General features: G+C 68.9%; 14 protein-coding genes and 1 pseudogene. 5 read left to right on the forward strand and 10 right to left on the reverse strand.

Annotated elements, in window-relative coordinates; all coding sequences use genetic code 11:
* Positions 1 to 133 precede the first annotated feature (133 nt).
* Positions 134 to 1105 (forward strand): hypothetical protein, encoded by a 972-nt coding sequence (locus tag VGO10_RS05250; RefSeq protein ID WP_327465891.1) that lies wholly within the window; start codon positions 134 to 136, stop codon positions 1103 to 1105.
* Position 1106: 1 nt separating this feature from the next.
* Here VGO10_RS05250 and VGO10_RS05255 read toward each other — a convergent pair whose 3' ends face one another.
* From VGO10_RS05255 to VGO10_RS05265, 3 genes are all read right to left on the reverse strand, one after another.
* Complete coding sequence (locus VGO10_RS05255; protein WP_327465893.1) at positions 1107 to 1457, reverse strand: hypothetical protein; 351 nt, start codon at positions 1455 to 1457, stop codon at positions 1107 to 1109.
* A gap of 165 nt (positions 1458 to 1622) precedes the next feature.
* Positions 1623 to 3116, reverse strand: coding sequence for a hypothetical protein (locus VGO10_RS05260; RefSeq protein ID WP_327465895.1), 1494 nt, complete (start codon positions 3114 to 3116; stop codon positions 1623 to 1625).
* Between the two features lie 499 nt (positions 3117 to 3615).
* Positions 3616 to 3927: a hypothetical protein gene (locus VGO10_RS05265; protein WP_327465897.1), complete on the reverse strand. Its 312-nt coding sequence runs from the start codon at positions 3925 to 3927 to the stop codon at positions 3616 to 3618.
* On the opposite strand from VGO10_RS05265, the gene VGO10_RS05270 reads away from it, so the two are divergent.
* Positions 3920 to 4105: a hypothetical protein gene (locus tag VGO10_RS05270; protein WP_327465900.1), complete on the forward strand. Its 186-nt coding sequence runs from the start codon at positions 3920 to 3922 to the stop codon at positions 4103 to 4105. The two genes, VGO10_RS05265 and VGO10_RS05270, sit on opposite strands and share 8 nt — an antisense overlap.
* Positions 4105 to 4911: a chitosanase gene (locus VGO10_RS05275; protein WP_327465902.1), complete on the forward strand. Its 807-nt coding sequence runs from the start codon at positions 4105 to 4107 to the stop codon at positions 4909 to 4911. The genes VGO10_RS05270 and VGO10_RS05275 overlap by 1 nt, the downstream gene beginning before the upstream one ends.
* A 22-nt stretch (positions 4912 to 4933) precedes the next feature.
* Here VGO10_RS05275 and VGO10_RS05280 read toward each other — a convergent pair whose 3' ends face one another.
* Positions 4934 to 6181, reverse strand: a complete 1248-nt coding sequence (locus VGO10_RS05280; RefSeq protein WP_327465904.1) for a glycosyltransferase — start codon at positions 6179 to 6181, stop codon at positions 4934 to 4936.
* Positions 6181 to 6780, reverse strand: coding sequence for a helix-turn-helix domain-containing protein (locus VGO10_RS05285; RefSeq protein ID WP_327465906.1), 600 nt, complete (start codon positions 6778 to 6780; stop codon positions 6181 to 6183). The genes VGO10_RS05280 and VGO10_RS05285 overlap by 1 nt, the downstream gene beginning before the upstream one ends.
* A gap of 63 nt (positions 6781 to 6843) precedes the next feature.
* Between VGO10_RS05285 and VGO10_RS05290 the strand changes: the two genes are divergently transcribed.
* Complete coding sequence (locus VGO10_RS05290; protein ID WP_327465908.1) at positions 6844 to 9225, forward strand: excinuclease ABC subunit UvrA; 2382 nt, start codon at positions 6844 to 6846, stop codon at positions 9223 to 9225.
* Positions 9226 to 9252: 27 nt separating this feature from the next.
* Here VGO10_RS05290 and VGO10_RS05295 read toward each other — a convergent pair whose 3' ends face one another.
* The 3 genes from VGO10_RS05295 to VGO10_RS05305 form a co-directional block, all read right to left on the reverse strand.
* The gene (locus VGO10_RS05295) at positions 9253 to 10560 is read right to left on the reverse strand and encodes a peptidylprolyl isomerase (RefSeq protein WP_327465910.1); all 1308 of its coding nucleotides are present in this window, start codon (positions 10558 to 10560) and stop codon (positions 9253 to 9255) included.
* A gap of 216 nt (positions 10561 to 10776) precedes the next feature.
* Complete coding sequence (locus VGO10_RS05300) at positions 10777 to 14328, reverse strand: hypothetical protein (protein WP_327465912.1); 3552 nt, start codon at positions 14326 to 14328, stop codon at positions 10777 to 10779.
* Between the two features lie 9 nt (positions 14329 to 14337).
* On the reverse strand, positions 14338 to 18711 hold the full coding sequence (locus tag VGO10_RS05305; RefSeq protein WP_327465915.1) for a hypothetical protein: 4374 nt from the start codon (positions 18709 to 18711) through the stop codon (positions 14338 to 14340).
* Here VGO10_RS05305 and VGO10_RS05310 point away from each other — a divergent pair.
* A complete protein-coding gene (locus VGO10_RS05310; protein ID WP_327465917.1) occupies positions 18710 to 18913 on the forward strand; it encodes a hypothetical protein in 204 nt (67 codons plus the stop codon). The genes VGO10_RS05305 and VGO10_RS05310 overlap by 2 nt on opposite strands.
* A gap of 21 nt (positions 18914 to 18934) precedes the next feature.
* Here the strand turns inward: VGO10_RS05310 and VGO10_RS05315 are convergent, their stop codons facing one another.
* Together VGO10_RS05315 and VGO10_RS05325 are read right to left on the reverse strand one after the other, a co-directional pair.
* A complete protein-coding gene (locus VGO10_RS05315; protein WP_327465919.1) occupies positions 18935 to 19951 on the reverse strand; it encodes a TetR family transcriptional regulator in 1017 nt (338 codons plus the stop codon).
* 246 nt (positions 19952 to 20197) lie between these two features.
* Positions 20198 to 20961: pseudogene (locus VGO10_RS05325) on the reverse strand (MBL fold metallo-hydrolase).
* Positions 20962 to 20983 lie beyond the last annotated feature (22 nt).

Consider the following 20983-nt stretch of genomic DNA (forward strand, 5'->3'; position numbering starts at 1 on the left):
CTGCGATCAACTGCACTCGCGTGTGTCGCGAAACTGCGGTCTCAGTTCTCAGTCCTCCCGGGCTTTTCTCGCTTGCCCGATCGAAAGACCTGACTGAGACACCGGAGGATGTATGAAAATCCGGAAGAGGGGTGTGACCGGCACCTCTGAGTTCGGGCACGACGAAGTCGTACGCCAGGAGTTGGTGGCCATCGGCCGTTCGTGCGCACGACTGACCCAGCAGTACGTCGATCGCGCCCGCGTCGGCGATGGCCCGCGAGCCCATGTCTTCACACTCGATGCTCATCACGGGCAGGCCGCCATCGAGGAAGACGTCGAACTGGACCGCCACATCAAGGAGCAGGTCCGCGTGCGTTTCGGGTCCGACACCCTCTACTTCGGGGAGGAGTCGCCTGCGCCCCCGGCTTACCGGCTCGAGCCGCGACAGTTGATCGTCGAGTGCGACGCGATCGACGGCTCCGACCCGTTCAAGTACCTGCGACAGGCGTTCAGCACGTCGATCACCGTGAGCCGCGTCCGCACGAACGGCCACCTCGCCGTGATGGCACACATGACGGTCACGCCCACCGGCATGGTGTCCTTCGCGAAATCCGAGGAGAAGGTCGTCATCGACGTGCCCGGCACGTTCGGCGCGCCGAACATGCGGTACGTCCGCGACGGGTCCACACCGCTTCCCGGGAACCTGAAGGCGATGGCGGCCGTCGCAGCGCGGCCGGGCCACGCAGACAAGATCAAGGACCTTTGGGCGAGCCCGGCAAGAGAGGTCGAGGACATCTCGATCTTCACCGTCGGCGCCGGCAACCCGGCGGTCGTTAACCTCATTCTCGACCACCTCGGCTGGATCTACGAGCCGCGGCCAACCGTCTCGTGGGACCTCGCCGCGCTGATGGCGCTCGAAATCGCAGGTGGGCAGGTACATATGTGCGATGGCAGCCCCAGGGACCTCATGCGCGAGTACGAAGAGCTGCTGGACCTCAGCCAGGAGTCACGAACGATGCCGGGCTATATCGCGGTGAGCCGACCGGAGATCCTCCCCGTCGCGCTGGCGACCGTCACCAGCGACACCCAGATCACGGCATCAAAACACGAGGACGTGTCAGCCTGATTCAGGCCGGCGGCGGCGCATCGGTCGTCGGCGTCGCCTCGGCCTTTGACGGCTCTAGAGCCTCGTTCTGGTTACCAGAAAAACCCTCGATCTGCCGGTCGAGCCACTTGCCGATCCTGCGCTCGTGGTCGTCCTCGACCCCGCCGAACACCGTCACACCCTCTGCCGAACGGACGATCACGGACGGGATGTGGGTGTAGCCGGTCTCCGCGGCGCCGTGGTCGGCGACCTGGGTCGCGATGTGCTGCCGAATGGCCGTGTCGAGATTCGCGGCGCTCGTCCCATTCGAACCATTGCCGTTGCCGTTCGATCCGCTCTGCGACTTATCGCTCACCGAAAGCTCCTCATGCAACAGTTGATTCTAGGCCCGTGGAAGCGTTCTGCGTGGGCACTTCCCCCTGCCAACTGGGTCGATGCGCCCACCCAGCGAACGCGCGACGGGTGACGGTCATCCCCCAAGAACGTGCTCGACCGCCGATCCATGCGGCAAAAGCCCAAATAGGCGCGTCTGGACACCCTAATCGCGCTGCTCCTTGAGGCGACGGGTCTGAATCCAGGTGTTGGCGAAGATCAGAGTGATGATGGCGCTGAGGACCGTCGTGCCGCCGAGGAGCCAGCCAGTGACTCCAGCGTACGGCTCGAGGACGACGGTTCTGCCCGTGACCACCCACTCGCGAGCGAAGATCATCACCGAGGCGGCGGTCAACGCGAGTGCTCCCACACCGACGGCCAACAGCCTCATCCCGAACGCGACGCTGGTCGCAAGGGGACTCTCGCCGCTGCCTACCACGTACGCCGAGAGTCCGCCGGGCACGAACAACAGCAGGGTTGCGATCGATCCGACGACGCCGGTGAGGTCTCTGTACCACCTCCAGGTCATCGCGAGCAGCAGCGTCGTGACGAGCGAGCTCCCGTAGCCGGCGCGGACGATGAACGATGCCCGCGGACGCACCCGGATCATCACCTCTCCGGTCCAACTCGATGGCACCAGCGCAAGGTGCAGATGGGCGCGTTGCTGGGCCACATTCTCGACGTCCGGCTCGAGCGCATCGATGTCCTGGTGCGCCGTGACGACCGGACGTGTGGCCTCAAGACGTGCGGTGGTCAACTTGAGTTGGTCGGGAACCTCCACCTCGAAGTGGAAGCTGCGACAGTGCCCGACCGCCGGCGCGTCGAAGATGATGGGCCGCGACCGCCACCCGATGCTGCGGGTGATCGTGTGCGAGAGGTCGCGGAGCGTTCCGTCAGCCGCAGTGCGATTCCTTGCCGTCCCGGGGAAGTTCAGGCGCTTGACCTTACGCCCGTTGCCGGTGAGCACGACGGTCACCCGCGCCGGCCGCCCACCGCCGTCGACCGGTCCCGCGCTGATCTCGTAGGCGCCCTGCTGCAGCGCGAACTCGACACAGCCATCCTTGCCGGTCGTCGCCGCGCAGCGGCGCTGCCCATAACGGGAGACCTCGACCCGGACGTCGGCGAGCGGCCGCGGTCCACGTGTCTGGACCATGAGCCGGGTGTGGCCTCCGAAGCGCACCCATCGGTTCACGTCTTGCTGGTGGCGCCTGCGTCCCCGCCACTCGGTGAACTGCCTTCGGCGCTCGCGCATGCGCGTCCTCTGCGCCCAGCCGTTGCGCAGCGAGGCCCGCACCGTCATCGCTGGCACGGTCCCCTGCTCCTCGTAGGACAGCTTGAGCACCCGTCGTTCCCCGAACGTGCCGGTGAGTTTCGTGAGCACAAGGAAGTTGATGCTCAGATCGGCGGCCACCTGCCGGAACATGTCGCTTGCTCGGAGGGCGCGCCGCCATTCCTTTGTTGCCTCGATCTCCCACGACTGCACCGCGAAGACGCGATCGAGCGCGGCCTGCGCGGACTCCCGTGGCGCGTCAGCCAGGCGCACGAAGTCATCGCGGAGCCGTTCCGGGATGGGCTCGTCGGTCTCTCGGACGGCTTGTGCCGCGGCAACGAGCACCGCCGCCGAGATCGCGACGTTGTCCTCACGGGTCAGCAGCGGCAACGTCCGGCCATCTTCGTCGGCGAGGGTGAACTTGCGCAGGCGCCGCTTGACAACGAACGTCAGCGGGAGGCAGAACATGGGCAGTTCCCCCGGCGCGGTGAGGGGTGTCTTCTTGTATGGGATCGTCAGATCGATGCTCGTCCGGCGCTGATAGGTGACGCTTCCCGTGAAGGTGGCCTGTTCGACGCGTCGGTGGACCCAGAGCTTCCAGTCGTAAATGAGCGCGAACACGTAGATCCCCAACTCGTCCGAGCGATCACGCTCGGCGACCACCTGCTCCTCCTCGAGCTGTTGGAGCCTTGCCGTGTCGTTCTGGATCATCCCCATTGCGTTGCGCCGCGCACCGGCGACCGCGGCACCCTACACTACTTCGCTGATCGATTTGCCGAACCTGAGCGCGAGGCCTGGAACAGGGGCGGCGAGCAACTGATCGTCAGTACGTAGATTTCCGTACAGGGGCCCCTACAGCTAAAGTACGCCGACGCCTACCTCGTCCGCGTCAAAAGTACGAGCTGGTCGTCAAGGACATGGTCCGGGCGGCAAGGTCGTCATCACCAAGCCGGTGGTCAACTCCACCGAGGCGGTCGCCCAGGGCGTCGACGCCGACGCGGTCGCCATGATGAAGGTCGTCGGGCGCGACGCCACGCTCGTCATGGACGACGCCGACGCCGCCCACGCCGGCTGCCTGCTGCCGGAGGTCGGCGTCCCGTTCATGCCCGAGGACGTCGGCATCCCGTTCCTGCAGCGGATCGCGAAGTTCGTGGCGCCCAAGGGCGTCAGCGCCGGACCAGATGTTCCAGAACATGCTCAAGGCGGTCCGCAGCGAGGGCGGCTTCGGCCAGCGCGCGGCGGTGCTCAACAAGGACACGCGCTACCTCGGCGAGGTCCCCCTGCAGGCCTTGGTCGTGCCGTTTGCCACAAGGCGCCCGGATGTCCGACCCGTCAGGAAGACCGCAGGTTTTCGGCCGCTGCGCCGATACTACGGGTGATGGCCCGATGGATCCGGTGGATGATGGCGGCGACGGTCGCGGCGTGCGTGCTCTGCGGCGCGGCGTCCGCCGATCCGTTGACGACGACGCAGCGGCGGGTCGCCGACGAGCTCGTCAGCGTCTTCGAGAACAGCTCGACGCACCTGCAGTACGGGTACATCGAGAACCTCCACGACGGCTGTGGTCTGACCGCGGGCCGGGCCGGGTTCTGCTCGGCGACGGGCGACATGCTGATGACGGTGGAGACTTACGCTGACAGCGATCCGCAGACGCCACTCGCTCACTATCTGCCGGTCCTGCGCGACCGCGCTGCGACCGGGAGCGCGAGGACGAGCGGGCTCGGCCAGGACTTCGTCGCCGACTGGCGCCAAGCCGCACAGGACGCGACGTTCCGCGCCGCACAGGATCAGGTCGTCAACGTCCTGTACTACACGCCCGCGACGGTGATGGCCGCCGCCGCCCGGCTGACGACGCCGCTGGCGATCGCGATCTTCTACGACACGGCGATCGAGCACGGGGTCGAGAAGGACCCCGACGGGCTGCCGGCGCTCATCGACCGGACCCGCCGGCGCCTGCACGCGCTGCCCGGCCGCGCGGTCTCCGAGCGCCGCTGGCTGGCGACGTTCCTGCGGGTGCGCCACGCCGATCTGTTGCACCCGCACAACCGCGCACGACGCGTGGACTGGCCCGACTCGGTCGGCCGCGTCGACGCGCTAGCGGCGCTGCTGCGCGAGGGGCACATGGGCCTCACACCGCCGGTGCGCGTCAACCCGTGGCACGACACGGCGCCGTTCGTGCTGCGCTGAGGCAGCGCGTTCCCCACCGGCCTCACGGTCGGCCATCGCCGGCAACGGCCTGCTCACCGACGAGCTCTTCGATGGCCTGGGCGGCCGCCGGCGAACCACCGGCCGCGGCGAACATCTTCGCGACCCGGCCCGCCCCAGGCCGCTTGGCGATCGCCTGGTCGACGGCGGCACTCAGGCGCTTGGCGGTCAATCGCCGGTGCGAGAGCCGGACGCCGGCGTCGGCGCGATCGACGCGCCGGGCGACGTCGAACTGATCGCGGCAGAACGGCACGACGCAGACGGGCACGCCGGCGGCGAGCGCCTTCTGCGTGGTGCCCTGTCCGCCGTGGGAGACCACGCAGGCGGCGCGAGCGATGATCGGGGCATGCGGGAGAAAGCGCGCGACGCGCGCACCAGGCGGCACGGTGAACGCGGCGGGGTCGTGGGCCGCGGTGGTCACGACGACGGCGAGGCGGTCGCCGGCCAGCCCGTCGAGCGCCGCGGTCACGAGCTTGTCATCGCCCTGGCGCTCGGTCGATGCGGTCACGAGCACGATCGGCCGCGTCTCGGATGCCAGCCAGTCGGGCGGCTCGGCCGGCGGCTCCCAATCGCCGGGCCCGACCAGGCGCACCGACGCGGGCCAATCGCTGCGCGGGAACTCATACGGCTCGGCGGTAAAGAGCACGAAGCGATCAGACGCTAGGTACTGGTCGTGCCAGACGCGCACCGGCGCCAGGCCCAAAGCGGCTCGGTGCACGTTGAGGGGCTCCAGCATGCCCGCTGCGATGTGGTCCGACAGCGCGGTGCTGAGGCGATTGCGCAAGCGACCGAGCGGCCCGCCGCCTGGCGCCAGGCCCAGCCCGTAGGCAGGCGTATCGGCCGAGTGCATCGGTGGAGGATGCGGGCAGTACTGCGCCCATGGCAGGCCGGCGGTCTCCGCCAGGTACCCGGCGCCGAGGCAGTTGACATCGATAATCAGCGCATCGGGGCGGACGTCGGCGATCGCCTGGCGCAGATCGGGGATCTCGAACTCGGCGCGCGCGGCGAAGAACCGCACCACACGCCGCAGGGCGTCGATCTGCGAACGCGCGCGCCAGTCGTCGAGCTCGACCGCGGCAATCCGCGGATCGACCGACGCGGCGTGGATCCCCAGCGCGGCGACCCGCTCGACATCGGAGGCCCGGGTGCGGAGGTGCACGTCGTGGCCACGACGCTGGAGTTCGAGCAACATCCCCATCACCGGAAAGACATGGCCTTGTGCGGGCGAGGTGTAGGCCAACAGCCGCGCCATCAGCGGGCGCCCTTTGTCGCGTTGACCATGCCGACGACGACGCGTTGCGCCTCCGCACGACCGAGGCCCATCTCGCGGCGGAGCAGCTTCCAGACGAGCAGGTCGGTAGCCACGACCATCGCGACGAGCCGCCGCTCACGCTCCGCGCCACGCAGACCATCGAGCAGCGGCACGAACGTGCGCTGCACCCAATCGCGATGCCACGCCCGACCGTCGTCGGTCATCTCGCGCACCGCCGCGATCCGCTCCTCCTGCGCCATCAGCCGCAGGGCGGCGTCGCCGCGGAGCTCGTAAGAGTCATAGATCAGGCGTACCGCGCCCTCGACGTCGCCCACCGGCGCGCCGTCGCGCCGCGCCGCCTCCGGATCCATCGTGCTGCGCCACGCCGCGACGAACAGCTGGTCCTTTGGGCCAAACCGCGCATGCAGCGTCTGGACCGTCACCCCGGCCTCCTCGGCGATGTCGGCCAGCCGCACATCCTCATAAGGCTTAGCGGCAAACAGCTCCCACGCCGCCGCGAGGACGCGCTGGTGGGTCACGGCCGCCGCCTGAGCCCGCGCGACCATCCGATATGCCCGTTTGGTGGTGACGTCTGCCATTTGACCTGATGCAGAGTAAATCCAAAGTTGGACGCGCCGTCAATACGCCTAGCATGCGCCCCCATGACGAGGACCAAGACGCAGTCGCCCGCCCGACACGATGCCGACAGCCACGACGTGATCGGCGTGCACGGCGCGCGCGTGAACAACCTCAAGAACGTCAGCATCGAGCTCCCCAAGCGCCGGCTGACGGTGTTCACCGGCGTCTCGGGCTCGGGCAAGAGCTCGCTGGTGTTCGGCACGATCGCCGCGGAGTCTCAGCGGCTGATCAACGAGACCTACAGCGCCTTCGTGCAGGGCTTCATGCCGACGCTGGCCCGGCCCGACGTCGACGTCCTCGAAGGGCTGACGACCGCGATCAGCGTCGACCAGGAGCGGATGGGAAGCAACCCCCGATCCACCGTCGGCACCGTCACCGACACCGACGCGATGCTGCGGATCCTCTTCAGCCGGCTCGCCCAGCCGCACATCGGCTCACCCGGCGCGTACTCCTTCAACGTCGCCTCCGCCCACGGCAGCGGCGGGATCACCGTCGAGCGCGGCGCCAAGACCATCACCAAGAGCGCGAGCTTCAGCCGCGTCGGCGGCATGTGCTCCCGCTGTGAGGGTCGCGGCTCGATCAGCGACTTCGACCTTTCGGCGCTCTATGACGACAGCAAGTCGCTCAACGAGGGCGCGCTGACGATCCCCGGCCACACCATGGACGGCTGGTACGGCCGGATCTACCGCGGCTGCGGCTACTTCGACCCCGACAAGCCGATCAAGAAGTACAACAAGCGCGAGCTGCACGACCTGCTCTACCGCGAGCCGACCAAGATCAAGGTCGAGGGGATCAACCTGACGTACTCGGGTCTGATCCCGCAGATCCAGAAGTCGTTTCTCTCCAAGGACGTCGAGGCGATGCAGCCGCACATCCGCGCCTTCGTGGAGCGGGCGGTGGTGTTCACGACCTGCCCGGAGTGCGACGGCACCCGGCTCAGCGAGGCGGCGCGCTCGTCGAAGATCGACGGCGTCAGCATCGCCGACGTCTCCGCGATGGAGATCCGCGACCTCGCCCAGTGGGTGCGCGACCGCGACGAGCCCGCTGTCGCGCCGCTGCTCGAGGCCCTCCGGGACACGCTCGACTCGTTCGTGGACATCGGGCTCGGGTATCTCTCGCTCAACCGGCCGTCGGGCACCCTGTCGGGCGGCGAGGCGCAGCGCACGAAGATGATCCGCCACCTCGGCTCCGCGCTCACCGACGTCACCTACATCTTCGACGAGCCCACGATCGGCCTGCACCCGCACGACATCCAGCGGATGAACGGTCTGCTGCTGCAGTTGCGCGACAAGGGCAACACGGTGCTCGTCGTGGAGCACAAGCCGGAGACGATCGCGATCGCCGACCACGCCGTCGACATCGGCCCCGGCGCCGGCTCGGCCGGTGGCGAGGTGGTCTTCGAGGGCACCGTCGCGGGCCTGCGGGAGAGCGACACCGTCACCGGACGCCACCTGGATGACCGCGCGTCATTGAAGGAGACGGTGCGCGCGGCCAATGGCAAACTGGAGGTCCGCGGCGCCGACACCAACAACTTGCAGAGCGTCGACGTCGACATCCCGCTTGGCGTCCTGGTGGTGCTGACCGGCGTCGCCGGGTCGGGCAAGAGCTCGCTGATCCGCGGCTCCGTGGAGGATCGCCACGGCGTGGTCACGGTCGGCCAGGGGGCGATCCGCGGCTCGCGACGGAGCAACCCGGCGACCTACTCGGGCCTGCTCGACCCGATCCGCAAGGCGTTTGCCAAGGCCAACGGCGTCAAGCCGGGCCTGTTCAGCTCCAACTCCGAGGGCGCCTGCCCCAACTGCAACGGCGCGGGCGTCATCTACGCGGACCTGGGGATCATGGCCGGCACCGCCACCACCTGCGAGGAGTGCGAGGGCAAGCGGTTCGACGCGTCCGTGTTGGAGTACACCTTCGGCGGCAAGGACATCAGCGAGGTGCTCGCGATGCCGGTGGCCGAGGCCGCGGCGTTCTTCGGCGAGGGTGACGCGCGCGTGCCCCCCGCGCACAAGATCCTCGAGCGGCTCGCCGCCGTCGGGCTCGGCTACCTCACCATCGGCCAGCCGCTCACCACGCTGTCGGGCGGCGAGCGCCAGCGGCTCAAGCTGGCCACCCACCTCGGCGAGAGCGGCGGCATTCTGGTCCTCGACGAGCCGACCACCGGCCTGCACCTCGCCGACGTCGAGCAGCTCCTCGCCCTGCTCGACGGGCTCGTCGACGCCGGCAAGTCGGTCATCGTCATCGAGCACCACCAGGCGGTCATGGCCCACGCCGACTGGATCATCGACCTCGGCCCCGGCGCCGGCCAGGACGGCGGCCGGATCGTCTTCGAGGGCACGCCCGCCGACCTCGTGGACGGGCGCGCCACCCTCACCGGCGAGCACCTCGCGACCTACGTCGACGCCTGACCGCAGCAGCGCCGGGACTGCACCCCGCTACCCGTTGGCGCAGAGCGTCTCCACGACATACCCCGCGCGGCAGATCGTCTTGGCCTTCATGCTGGCCTGGAAGTCGGCATTGGCCTTGGCCGCCGCCTTGCCCTGCGCCTGGCTCTGCAGCAGCTGGCGGATCCGGTCGCGGTAGGGCCCGATCGCCGGCGTCACGGCGGGATGGATCTTGTTGACCCGCACGAGCCAGAAGCCCTGCTTGCCGTGCACCGGGCCGGCCACCGCTCCCACGCGCGCGCTGAACGCCACGGCCCCCAGCGCCGGGTCCACGGCGCCCTTGACCACCGACGGGAGGGTGCCGCCCGCCGCCTTGGAGATCGGGTCGACCGAGTACTTGGCCGCGACGGTCTTCCAGCTGGTGCCCTGCTTGAGCGCGGCCTGCGCGGCCTTGGCCTTGGCTTCGGTCTTGGTGCGGATGACCTGGAGGTCGCGGCGCTCGGGCTGGCCGAACTGGGCCTTGTTCTTGGCGAAGTAGGCGTTGACCTGGTCGTCGGAGACCTTGGCGACCGCACCGTTGCGCTTGGCCGTCAGCTTCTGGCTGAGCAGCCCGGCCCGCGTGCGCTCGGCCAGCCCCGCCGCCGTCAGGCCATTGGCCTTGAGGAAGCGGTTGTACTGCGCCGCCGACGGATAGGCCTTGCGCTGCTGGGCGAGGACCTTGGCGACCTCGGCGTCGCTGACGCTCACGTGCTCGGCCTTAGCCTGCTGGGTGGTCCACGCGCCCTGGATGAGCTGCGACATCGCCGCCGTGATCAGGCCGACGCGGCGCTGGCGGCACTGGACCCGCAAGGCCGCGGTGCCGGGCGTCTTGAACGCCGGGGTGGCGGGTGCCGGCCGCTTCTTGCTCGAGCCCGCAGCCGCCTTGCTTCGGCTCCGCAGCTTGGCGTAGAACGTGCGCAGCGAAGCGACGCACTTGGTGTAGTGCGGCGGGTCGGAGACGATCTGCGAAGGCCCGTTGCGCAGGTTGCGGACGCTCGCGGCGTGCAGCTGGTCGTACTGCGCCTGCGTGATGACCTGGTCGCCGACCTTGGCCACCGCGCCGGCGGGCAGCGAGACGGACTTGGCCTTGGGCGCGGGCTGCAGCGTCGGCACCGAGGGCTTCGGCACGGGCTTCGGCACGCGCGTGCCTGGCCGGGGGGTGGTGGTCGTGGCCGGAGCCGGGGACGCGGTCGACGTCGTCGGAGCTCCGGAGGCGCTCGTGGCGGCCGTGCTGCCGCCGTCGGAGCCGCCTCCCCCACACCCGGCCACACCCACGGCCAGACCGACGATCATCGCCATCAACGCACGCTGCACCTTCACGGGTTCTCCTCGTCGTTCGACCCACGTCCGGGCGCCGCCGCGCCGCCCTACCGCGCGCGGTAGGGCGGCGCGTCATCGAGCCGCCACCGTCGCCGGGCGAAGAGACTACCGGCGGGGCCCGCGGCGCGTGCCGGCTGGCAGGAGCATGGCGTCGATGAGCGATCGAGCTCGCTGCCGCAGCGCCCGGAGGCGCTGCGGCAGCCCTGGCGGGATCGGCTACCTCTTGGCGGCGTGGATGGTGATGGTCTTGTGGCTGGTCTTGGCCTTCTTCGCACCCTTGGGGGTGAAGGACACCGTGACCTTGACGCGCACGTCGTGATGGTGCTTGAGACGGGACGCAGCAGCCTTCGAGAGGCGGGCCGTGAGGGTCGCCGTGGTCGCGCCGCCGATCGTCCGGCTTGTCTTGGCGATCCCCTTGCCGCTGACGCTGACCTTGCCCGCGCCGATGCCTCCCACGGTGAGCTTCAGGCTCGTGCTCGTGTGACTTGAGCCGACGATGCCGAGGCCGCAGGGCGTGCCCAACGTGATCTTGGCCGTCTGCGTCTTGCCGTTCTGGCCATCGACCTGCTGATCGGCGATCTGCGTGGTCTTGCAGATGTCGGTGCCCGAGACGACGAGGATGCCGCTCTTGCCGCCATCGATGTTCAGCGTGAAGTCGCTGACCGGGGCGTCGGGGATGTTGTCGAACGTGTTGACCAGGTGGTTGTCGACGACGTTGCTCGTGCCGACCAGGTTGAGCCGCAGCCCGTTCTCGCCGGTCAGCGGGATCACGAGCTTGGGCAGCGTCCGGATCTCACGGCCCGACTTGGGGTCCTTGCGGATGTTCTTGACGAAGTACACCGGGCCCGTCAACGGCTGATCGAGAATCGGCGTGTGCGCGACGGCGTGCCCGACGATGCTGCCCTTCGGACACGTCGGATCGATCTTGCTGCCATCGGTGAACTCGCACAACGCCTGCGCGTTGTCAGGGTCCAACGCCAGCGATAGGGGCAGCGTGACGGTGACCTTCTTGAGGTTGGCCTGCCCGGGCGTCTGGCTCACCGTCGCATGCACACCGGGGTGCTTGTCATCGGTGGTCTGCCCCTTGCCTGTGAGGTTGATCGCGAGCTTGGGCGCAACGGCCAGCCCGGCGCAGCCGCCGGCCTGGAACCGGCTGGACACCGCTGCCGTCGCACCGTCAGTTCCGAACACTTGCGCCCCGATAGCCATCGGATCGCAGGACGTCGGGTTCAACGTGAAGTCCGGGCGGTTGGTGTTGACGCGGATGTCGCGGATCCGCAACGGAATCCCGTCGACGATCGTCGGGATCGGATCGGAGTTCACCGTGACCTGCGCGGTGATCGGATCGATGTACAGACCCGCACGCACCACCACCGTGCCCAGGTCAAACGGGCCGGCGACCGCCGGCGTCACCAACGCCAGCGAGAACGGGGCGCCCTTGTAGGGGCCGGCGAGGTAGGCGGTTCCCTGCACGTAGAAGGGCGTTCCTGAGCCGGCGCCCACGTCGATGACGCCGACCTGGCTCGAGGCCGGACAGGAAGGACTTGCCTTCTCCGCAGCACCAGTCCTGTCGGAGGCCGAGGCGGAGGCGATCGCCGCCTCGGAGCACTGGCTGAGCCCGGCGAGCTTGCCGAGCAGGCCCTCGGGCAACGTGGTGTCGAGGCCGACGACCTGCGGGGAGCCCGGTTGGCGTGTGAGCTTGAGGACGAACGGCGCGTAGGTGCCGGCGATCGGGCTGGTGGTGCCGGCCTCAAAGCCTGGTCCGAACGCGACCGAGCAGCCGCTGGTGATCGGGAAGCTGTCGGCCGGCGTCGCGTCGGGACCGGAGTCGGGCGCCGACCACGGCTCGAGGTCAGAGGTGGTCGTGTAGGTACCGCACTTGTCGGGAGTGGCCAGGTTGCCGCGCGGGCCGCCGAAGAAGTGGATCCGCAACTCGGAGAACGGCAGCTGCGGGTTGTTGTCAAAGACGCCGGTGATCTGCCCGGTGCTCGGATCGGTGTCGAGGCGGCCAGGGATCTTGACAACGACGCCGGTGGCCGGGTCGTCGATGACGATGTAGCCCGCGAGCAGGCTGTGGAAGGGGTTGTCGTATTGGGTGGCGAGGTAGACCGACCCCGAAAGCGTCCCGGGAAGGAGCGGGCTCTGCACCTCAACGGTGCCAACCTTCGACGCGTCCGGACAGGTCGGCGGGGAGGCCGAGCCGAGCTCGATCTGCGCCGGGCTGCAGGCGCTGAGGCCGTCGGCCGCAGACGGGTTGACGCTCATGCCCTGAGGCAGGGTGATGACGCCCTTCTTCAGCGGCGGCGTCGCCAGGGTGTTCGGGTCGGTCGGCTGGGGGACCTTGATCCCGAGGTCGAGGCCGGCGGACGCATCGGCCGACGTCGCGTCGGGCTTGACCGAGATCGTCGGGTCGAAGCGGAGCTTGTTGCACCCGGTGACCGCGGGCGAGGTCGACGAGGCCGACTTCCAAGCCGGATCGGAGAGATTCGGGGGGCCATCGGCCTTGAACGAGCCCGGATGCTGCCAGGAGTCCATGTGGATCGTGGTCGTCAGCGGCCGGCCATCGCAATGCGACGGGTTGGCAAACATCGCCACCGGGATCTTGCCCGAGCCGTCGTGGACGGCGGGGTTGCCGTAGAAGGTCGTGACCACGTCCTGGATCGAGACCTGAGGCACGTCGAGGCCGCTGACCTGCAGGACGTAGCCGTCGGGGCCCGGGACGACCCGGGCATAGAGGACATGGGAGGCGTTGAGGCCGTCGACGTAGCCGAACTCGGCGGCGACGCCGTGCTCCGGGGTGATGTTCCAGATCGGGCTGTTGGCCGAATCGGCGGAGTTCGGCTCGGTGCGAAGGTGGCCGACGACCGTATCGGGGGGGCAGAGGTGGTTGCCGCCAGCTCCCGCATTACCAACCGTGAGCTGGGCGAGGGTGCAGGTAGGAGCGGCGCTGGCCGCGCCGAGGAAGCCGAGGGGAAGATCGACGACCACGTTTCGGAGATCTTCGATGCTGGTCGGGCCCGAGAAGGTGACGAACCCCTCGGGCGTTATCCGAAACTCGTTGTTGAGGCCGATGCGGGTGGTGAGGGCAAACGGGTGGGCGCCGGCCTGGGTTTCGGGTGCGCCGTCGGCGCCGGTCGGCGAGGAGCTGAAGTCGGCAGGACCGAAGAGGGGCGCGGCAGCGCCGACGGTGTTCTCGGCGGTGGCGGTGACGTCGGCGGCGCCACCCCCGGAGACCTTGGCGGAGTTGTGCACGGGGCCGGAGGCTCCCGGGTCGACGGTGACGTAGACGAGCATCTGCAGGATGTCCTCGGGGGCGAGGGTAAAGGGAGCGTCGCACCGGACTGCGGAGGTGTCACAGAAGGAGCCACCGAAGTCGGTGCTCGGGTTCACACCAGCGTCGTCTGCGCCGGGGCCCAGCCAGAAAAGCTTGATGTGCTGGACGGTGAGACCATGGGGCAGGGAGTCGGCGAGGGTGATAATCGAGTCGTCGGTGGGCCGGGCGCCGACGTTGGTGGCGGTGATCGCGTAGCCGTCGCAAGGAGGCAAATAGCCGGTACCAGGCCAGCTGGTGCAGGTGGCGTTGTCGGCCGCGGAGAAGTTGGTCGGGATCGCGAAGTTATCGAGGGTCCAGCCGGGAGCGGGTGCTGCGGCGCTCGCGGTTGCGGCGCAGAGCGCGAGGACCACGGCTGCGATCGTGATCAGTGCGGCGAACGTATGGTTTCGGGGCGCGTGGCTGAGCGTGGTCATGTTCATTGTCTCCTTGGTCATCGTGGCCACCTACGCCTTGACCGTCAGCGAGACGGTCGCCGAGGAGGACGGGCCGCCGGCCGGCGCAAAGACAACACGCGGCCTGAGCTTGAGCTTGTGCTTGCGCTTGAGCGCCCTGCCCGCCTTGGCGGTGAGCGCGACGCGCACCTTGTAGGTCCCCGCCTTGCCGACGGACCTGCCGACCGGCTTGATCCCCGAACCGCTGATCGTGATCCGTCCCTTGCCCGGCACCCTGACGGCCACCAAGAACCGGGAGCCATGCACGACCGTGCTCAGGACCTTGACCTTCACCGGCGTAGCCGGCGGCGTCGCGTTGCCCGGGCCACTGAACGTCACACTCGCGGCCGCAGGGGTCGTGGGCTGACTCTCCGCAGCGCCGTGACAGCTGTCGCCGCTGCACGACTCGGGTGGCGGGGTGTACGGGAAGCCGCCACCGACCCGGGCGTCGTAGTAGTCGACCTGGGTGTCGGTGTCGGTCGGGACAAGCTGATCAGCAGTGGAGAAGAACACGTCATGGCCGCTGGTAGAGGCACCGATCAGGCAGACGGCCGAGATTCCGCCCGAGGCCGTGAAGCACGGCGAGAGATGGCCGGAGGCGGTGTCGCGGCCGTCAGAGATCAACGAGACGCGGCCCGCGTGGTACGCATAGACGTTGAGGGCGTAGACAGGCGAGCCCGCCTCGTCGGCGATCCGGGCACGATCAAGGGCGCCGGGCGTGAGCGCGAGCGGGCTTTGGAACAAGACGTAGGAGCCGTCGTCAGACATGGTCGGATCGATGCGTGCGGGGCCGGCACGACCCACGTGGGGCCGCACGATGCTGGCGTCCTCAGAACAGATGTTGCCCTGACCACAGTCCGTGGTCGAGCTGTTGCCGTTGTCGTTGTAGCCCTTGTCACCGATCGAGATGCGGATCAGCTCGCCAGTCGAGGCGTCATAGCGAAAGACCTGGGCCGCCGCTGGCGTGCTGCTGTCATCGGGGGTGAGCTGGTCGTGGCTGGTGAACACGAGAAAGCGACCGCTGGGAGTGACGTTCGCCGACTGGAGACCACTATTGACCCATTGCTGTACGTCGAGGGCGTTGTCAGACAGGGCGGCGATGAAGGCCGTCTGACCGCTGTCGGCGTCATAGACGTAGAGGTTCTCGGCGCCGAGACGGGCCCTCTGGCCCTGGGCGTTGCCGGCGGCCGTGAGGACGCCCTTGGCCACGAAGTAGGCATGGGAGCCATCGGAGGAGAACCCGAGCATGCCCTGCACCTGCGGGCCGCTACCGGAGCTATCGCCAGCGGAGACGTCAACCAGCTGGTGGCCGGCAGGCCGAGAGAAGTCATAGAGATAGAGATTGCAGCCGTTGGGTCCGGTGATGCGTCTGGCGCAGGCCGTGGAGCCGGCCTGATCGGCGGCGACCGGGTCCTGGCTGGCGTCGTCAGTCAGCTGCTGGGTGGAGGTGAAGAAAGCCCGCGAGCCCTCGGCTGAGGCACCCAAGAAGTAGGCGATAGCCGGCGTGGAACTGGTGCACGCAGAAGTGGTGCAGTCCAGCGGGGAGCGCTCGGAGATCGAAACGCTGTGCGCTGTCGGAAGGGAACCGTCGACGCGGGCGTAGAGGGTGTCGGCCGGGACGGGAATCGAGGCGTTGGCGCCCGAGCCGCCGGGACAGGGAGTCGACTGGCCGCCGGTGTTCGGCTGGGACTGCGCGGTGAAGTAGACCGTCCGGCCATCGACGGACATAGTGCCGGGATAGGTGCTGTTGGGAGAGGAACCCAGGAAGGTCCCGCAGGTGCTGATCAGGTCGGTACTGCCCGGGCCACCACTGACGCCAAGAAGCAGGGGCTGGACGTTCCCGATGCCGGCGTACTGGTATGCCGATGACGAGGAAGCATCCGTCGCGTCGAAGGGCCAGATGGGGTGGTCAGTCGCCCAGGCGAGGTGGGAGAGATCAGCAGTGGCGGCGCTGACACCTGGTTGGATGAGGTCGGGGGGCGTTGTCCCCGCTGCGGGCGGAGTGGAAGGGCCGATGTTCACAAAGGAGCCGTCGGGCCGGCGGGCGTAGAAGTCGTCCTCGCCGCCCGGTGACGTGGGGGCGCGGAAGAGACCGGCCCCAGCTTCAGAGCTGAGTTGCACGCCAGTGCTCGAATCGAACTGGGTCGCCGAAGGAGCCAGCGACGTTGGCTGCCAGCCGCCGGCGGTGCGCTCAAACGAGAAAGGGGTCCCGATGTTCCCGCGAAACACGGGGCAGGAGCCGGCGCCGGCAAAGCACTGCGTGGCGACGAGCGAAAGGCTGGAGCCATCGTCTGAGAGCTCAGGGGGGAGGCTGAAGAGGGCTGCGCCGACCAGCGTGCCGTTCTTCTGCGTCGGGGTGACCATCTCGTAGCCGCGGCCATCGGGCAGTCCCTGCCCGGTCGTGTCGTAGATGAAGGTGTGGTCGGGTCCGGTGGTCGTGCCGTTGGCGCTGGTCGCGACGAGGCGGTAGTGGTAGGTCGTGTTGGGGCTCAGCCCGGTGAGGTGCTCGGAGACCGAGACGTCGGTGGTGCCGTCACCGATGCCGGCCGCGGGGTTGGGGACCGAGGTGCCGTAGGAGGTGTCGGTGCCGTACTGGAAGCGGTAGGTGGTGTCGGCGCCGCGGGGGTTGATCTTGGCGGTGAGGTTGGCCTCGGTGGTGGTGAGTTCGGTAGCCGCGGTGACGGTGATGCTGGGGAGCGCGAGTGTGGTGAAGGCCTGATCGGTGGTGATGGTGGTGCCGTCGGTGTCGGTCGCGACGAGACGCGCGTGGTAGGTCGTGTCGGGCAGGAGGCCGGTGATGGCCGCGGAGACGTCGCTGGACGCCGAGATCGGCGTCGCCGGCGTGCAGGGCTGGGTCTGGGCCCCGGTGAAGCCCGAGGTCTGGAAGGTGGCGTCGTCGGTGTAGTCAAAGTGACAGGCGGTGATGTCGCCGCTGCCGGTCGAGTCGACGTGGCCGTTGAGCGTGGCGGAGATCGAGCTGATCGGGTCGGCCGCGCCGATGGTCAAGTCGACGGCCGGGCTGGTGGTCAACGTCTGGTCCTGGCCTTGTGCTGTGCCCTGGGCATCGGTGGCCAGCAGCCGGAAGTGATAGGTCGTGGCCGCGACCAGACCCGTCGCGGCGGCGGTGACGTCGGCGGCCGCGGCGATCGGCGTTGGCTGATCACACGCGACGGTCGAGGCGCCGGCATAGCCCTGGGCCTGGAAGGTCGCGTCATCGGTGATCTCAAACGCACAAGCGCTGACCGCGCCGCCGCCGGCCGGGTCGACGTGGCCGTTGAGCGTCGCGGTGTGCTTGGCCACCGCGTCAGCCGCGGCGGTGGTGGCGTCGGGGAAGATGACTGGGCCGAAGACGCTGATCTGCTGGTTGCCGGCGTCGGCAACGAAGATCGTGCCGGTAGTGGGATCAACGGCGAGCCCGGCGCCGGCGGCGAGGTGGCCGGAGGCGAAGGTGTCAGCCGGCGTGCAACCGGAGAAGAAGGCCGGAACGCACGCCGGGAAGGAGTAGTGCTCGATCGCGGCGCCGGTGTCGACGTAGAGATCGCCGGTGGCAGAGTCGGTGGCGATGCCGGTGGTCGCGTTGGAGGCGGTGACCTGGCCGGTGTCGGTGCCGTCGGCCTGGAACTCCTCGACCGACAGATCGCCGTTGACCTTGAAGAAGTTGTTCGCTGCGTCGACGGCGAGGCCGTTGGCGCTGGTGCCGCGGGCGGTGGTGAGGTCGGTGATGAAGAGGCCGTCTTGGGCAAAGCGGAAGAGCCGGGTGCTGGTGTCGAAGACGTTGAGGTTGCCGGTGGTGTCAACGGCGATGCCCGCGAGGGCGCCGAAGGGGCCGTCGGTAGCGGTGGTGCCGTCGAGCTTGCCGCCTGAGCCCCAGGCGGTGATCAGGCTGCCGGACGCGGTGAACTTCTGGACCTGGTTGGTTGCGGTGTCGCCCACGTAGACATCGCCTGCGGAGGCTCCGGCGGAGTTGTCAACGGCGATGAAGGTCGGGGTCGTGAACTGGCCCGCGCCGGTGCCCGGGATCCCGGCCTGGCAGGAGAGCGTGCAGATCTCAAGCGACGGAAGCCCGTCGGCGACTCCCCAGCCCCAGGCACGGATGAACGAGCCGGCCGAGGAGAACTGATCGACCCGGAGGTTCGCCGTGTCGGCCACGTAGACGTCATGCGTGGTGACGTTGATCGCCACACCCGAAGGAGACGACACCTGACCGGCACCAGAACCCGAGTTCCCGAAGCTCGAGGAGAACACATGCGTCTGCAAGGCCGACGCCGACGCCGCACCGAAGACGAGCAACGCGATGGTCGCGAGCGTGACAAGCCGCGCCACCCGCAGCGGACGAAGCGAGACGCCCGGCGCGCCAGCGCCGGCATCAACCAAACGGTCAGTCATGCAGGTGGTCCTTCTCGTGGTGTTGGTGGCGCTGATCAAGTTCATGGGAATGCGTCAGCCCGCGGGCGTGGTTGAAGGGACGGTTGTTCCGCCGCAGAGCGCGAGGACGTCGCCGGTCCGGCAATGGCACGTGGTGGTGGTGCTGCGCCGCTCGCGGCAGCGCAACGTGAGCGCGGCGATCGCCGTGCTCGGCATGTTGTGACCCTGCAACCTCTCTCCTCACTCAGCGGGCGGACGCGTCATCCAGACACATCCATGTCCCGTGACGATTAGACACTACGGTTTCTATCTCTGTCAAGTGGAAACCTTCGCCACCGTCCGAGATGCTGTCCTGAGCCTCGCGCAGCTCGTCCGCCAGGCGCTCGCCGACGGCCGTGAGCTCCCAGGCGTTCGAGCGTCCGTCGCGGGTGCGACGTGCGGCCTTGGCATCCTCCAGGCGGCGGAGGTGGCGGCTGATCTGCGAATCGTGCTCGACGCCGATCGCGGCGGCGATCTCGACGTTGCGCGCGCCGGGGTGGCCGGCGACGTACAGGAGCGTGGCCTCGGTCAGCCGCGTCAGGCGCAGGGTGCTGTCCTCGGCCAGGTGGTCGGCGGCCTCGACCCGCGGCGCGGCGACGACCGCTCCGGCGAGCCGCTCGGCCTCGGCCAGCGCCGCGCGACGGCCAAGCCGGGGCGCGAACACGAGGTAGGCCGCCGGGGCGATGAGCGTGAGCATCGAGGACTCGGCATCGGGTCCCGTGAGATGGCGATAGGCGAGCTCCATGACCGCGCCCACCGCGGCCGTGCCGGTCGGCGGCACGGCCCCGCGACCCTCATCAACCAGGCGCACTAGCTGCTCCAGCGCGGCACGGCGCACCTCGCGCGCGCGGTCGCTGCCGTTCACGGTCTCGATGACGATCAGCCATGCGCGCAGCCGGTCAGCGTCCAAGTTGAGGTAGAACGCGCTCAGCGCCGCGCCGACGCGCGCCGACCACTCGTCGCCGGCGACGACCACCGCGCTCGCGACGCCGTCGATGAGCCACGCGACCGATCGCTGCACAGCCAGGACGAAGCAGTCCTCGCGATCGGCGAACAGGGCGTAGAACGTGCGCTTGGAGATCATCGCGCGCTCGCACACCATGTCGACGGTGACGTTCTGCCAGCCCTGCTCGGCGGCGAGCACCGTCATCGCGGCGGCGAGGCGCCCGCGCTGATGCTGGGCGGCCGGCCCGGACATGCCCCGATCGCGGGCGTGCGTCATCGCGCCCGCGCTCCCGGGCTCTGTCGCGCTGCAGACATCGTGCCCTCCGTACCGTCGTGGCGGTGGCGCGATTTGGTGCACCACCGGTGTTCCTGGTCAACGATTAGACACTACGGTTTCTATCTCGTCAAGTGTCGAGGAACGACGACGTGGGTGAACTGCTTTTCACCTGGTCGGAAGGACGCCGGATCACGCACCCAGACGTACGACGCCCGGGTCGTCTCAAACAGGAGGGGTTGCGCTACGTCAGTCCCGCGGAAGCCGCGCGACCGCCGCCGCCAGCTTCGGCGCCGCGTCACGGACGACCGGGCCGTGCCCGAAGCCGACGACGCTCGGCTCCAGTTCGGCGATGCGGCGCATCGAACGCCGGTTGAGCGCGGGGTCGCTCGTCGGCGCCTTTAGCGGCTGACGCAGGCCCGGCACCGTCGTCAGCGGGTTCATGTTGAAGAACACGTCGCCGGCGATCAGCAGCCGGTCGGCCTCGCGCCAGAACGCGACGTGGCCCGGCGAGTGGCCGGGGACGTCGAGCACGACGAACCCGGGCCGATGAGATCGCCTTCGCGCAGTTCGCTCGCCACCGGCGAGGCCGGGAAGCGCCCGATCGCGCGCGCGATCCCCTGCAGCGGCCCCGCCACGTGCGGCGGCGGCTCGCTGCCACCGTCCCGGACCGCCGGCGCGTCCAGCACACCGACCGCCAGGCCGTCGAGCCCCAGCTCGCGAATGACCCGCGCCGAGCCGCCCGCGTGATCGAGATGCGCGTGCGTCAGCGCATGCGACGTCACACCACGCTCGCGCGCCGCGGCGACCGCCTTCCCGCCCATCGGCTTGATGCCCGCATCGACCAGGACATCGCCCAAGATGTAGGCGTTGACCCCGTCGCGCGGAGCCAGCGGGATGTGCCAGACGTCGTCGGCGAGCTGTTGCATGGGCCACATCCTCCACGATGTCGGGCAGACCCACGGCCGAGCGAGCGCGCTCCGCGACACGTACATGTCACGGATCGGAGACATTCAACCGAGTCGGCCCAAAATG

Origin of the sequence: Baekduia sp., assembly GCF_035996765.1 — a bacterium.
In the GTDB taxonomy this organism is placed as follows: domain Bacteria; phylum Actinomycetota; class Thermoleophilia; order Solirubrobacterales; family Solirubrobacteraceae; genus Baekduia.

Coding starts and splice junctions, on each gene's coding strand:
- VGO10_RS05270 (WP_327465900.1), top strand. CDS start 3,920: ATGCTCAAGGCGGTCCGCAGCGAGGGCGGCTTCGGCCAGCGCGCGGCG.
- VGO10_RS05275 (WP_327465902.1), top strand. CDS start 4,105: ATGGCCCGATGGATCCGGTGGATGATGGCGGCGACGGTCGCGGCGTGC.
- VGO10_RS05280 (WP_327465904.1), bottom strand. CDS start 6,181: ATGGCGCGGCTGTTGGCCTACACCTCGCCCGCACAAGGCCATGTCTTT.
- VGO10_RS05285 (WP_327465906.1), bottom strand. CDS start 6,780: ATGGCAGACGTCACCACCAAACGGGCATATCGGATGGTCGCGCGGGCT.
- VGO10_RS05290 (WP_327465908.1), top strand. CDS start 6,844: ATGACGAGGACCAAGACGCAGTCGCCCGCCCGACACGATGCCGACAGC.
- VGO10_RS05300 (WP_327465912.1), bottom strand. CDS start 14,328: ATGACCAAGGAGACAATGAACATGACCACGCTCAGCCACGCGCCCCGA.
- VGO10_RS05310 (WP_327465917.1), top strand. CDS start 18,710: ATGCAGGTGGTCCTTCTCGTGGTGTTGGTGGCGCTGATCAAGTTCATG.
- VGO10_RS05305 (WP_327465915.1), bottom strand. CDS start 18,711: ATGACTGACCGTTTGGTTGATGCCGGCGCTGGCGCGCCGGGCGTCTCG.
- VGO10_RS05315 (WP_327465919.1), bottom strand. CDS start 19,951: ATGACGCACGCCCGCGATCGGGGCATGTCCGGGCCGGCCGCCCAGCAT.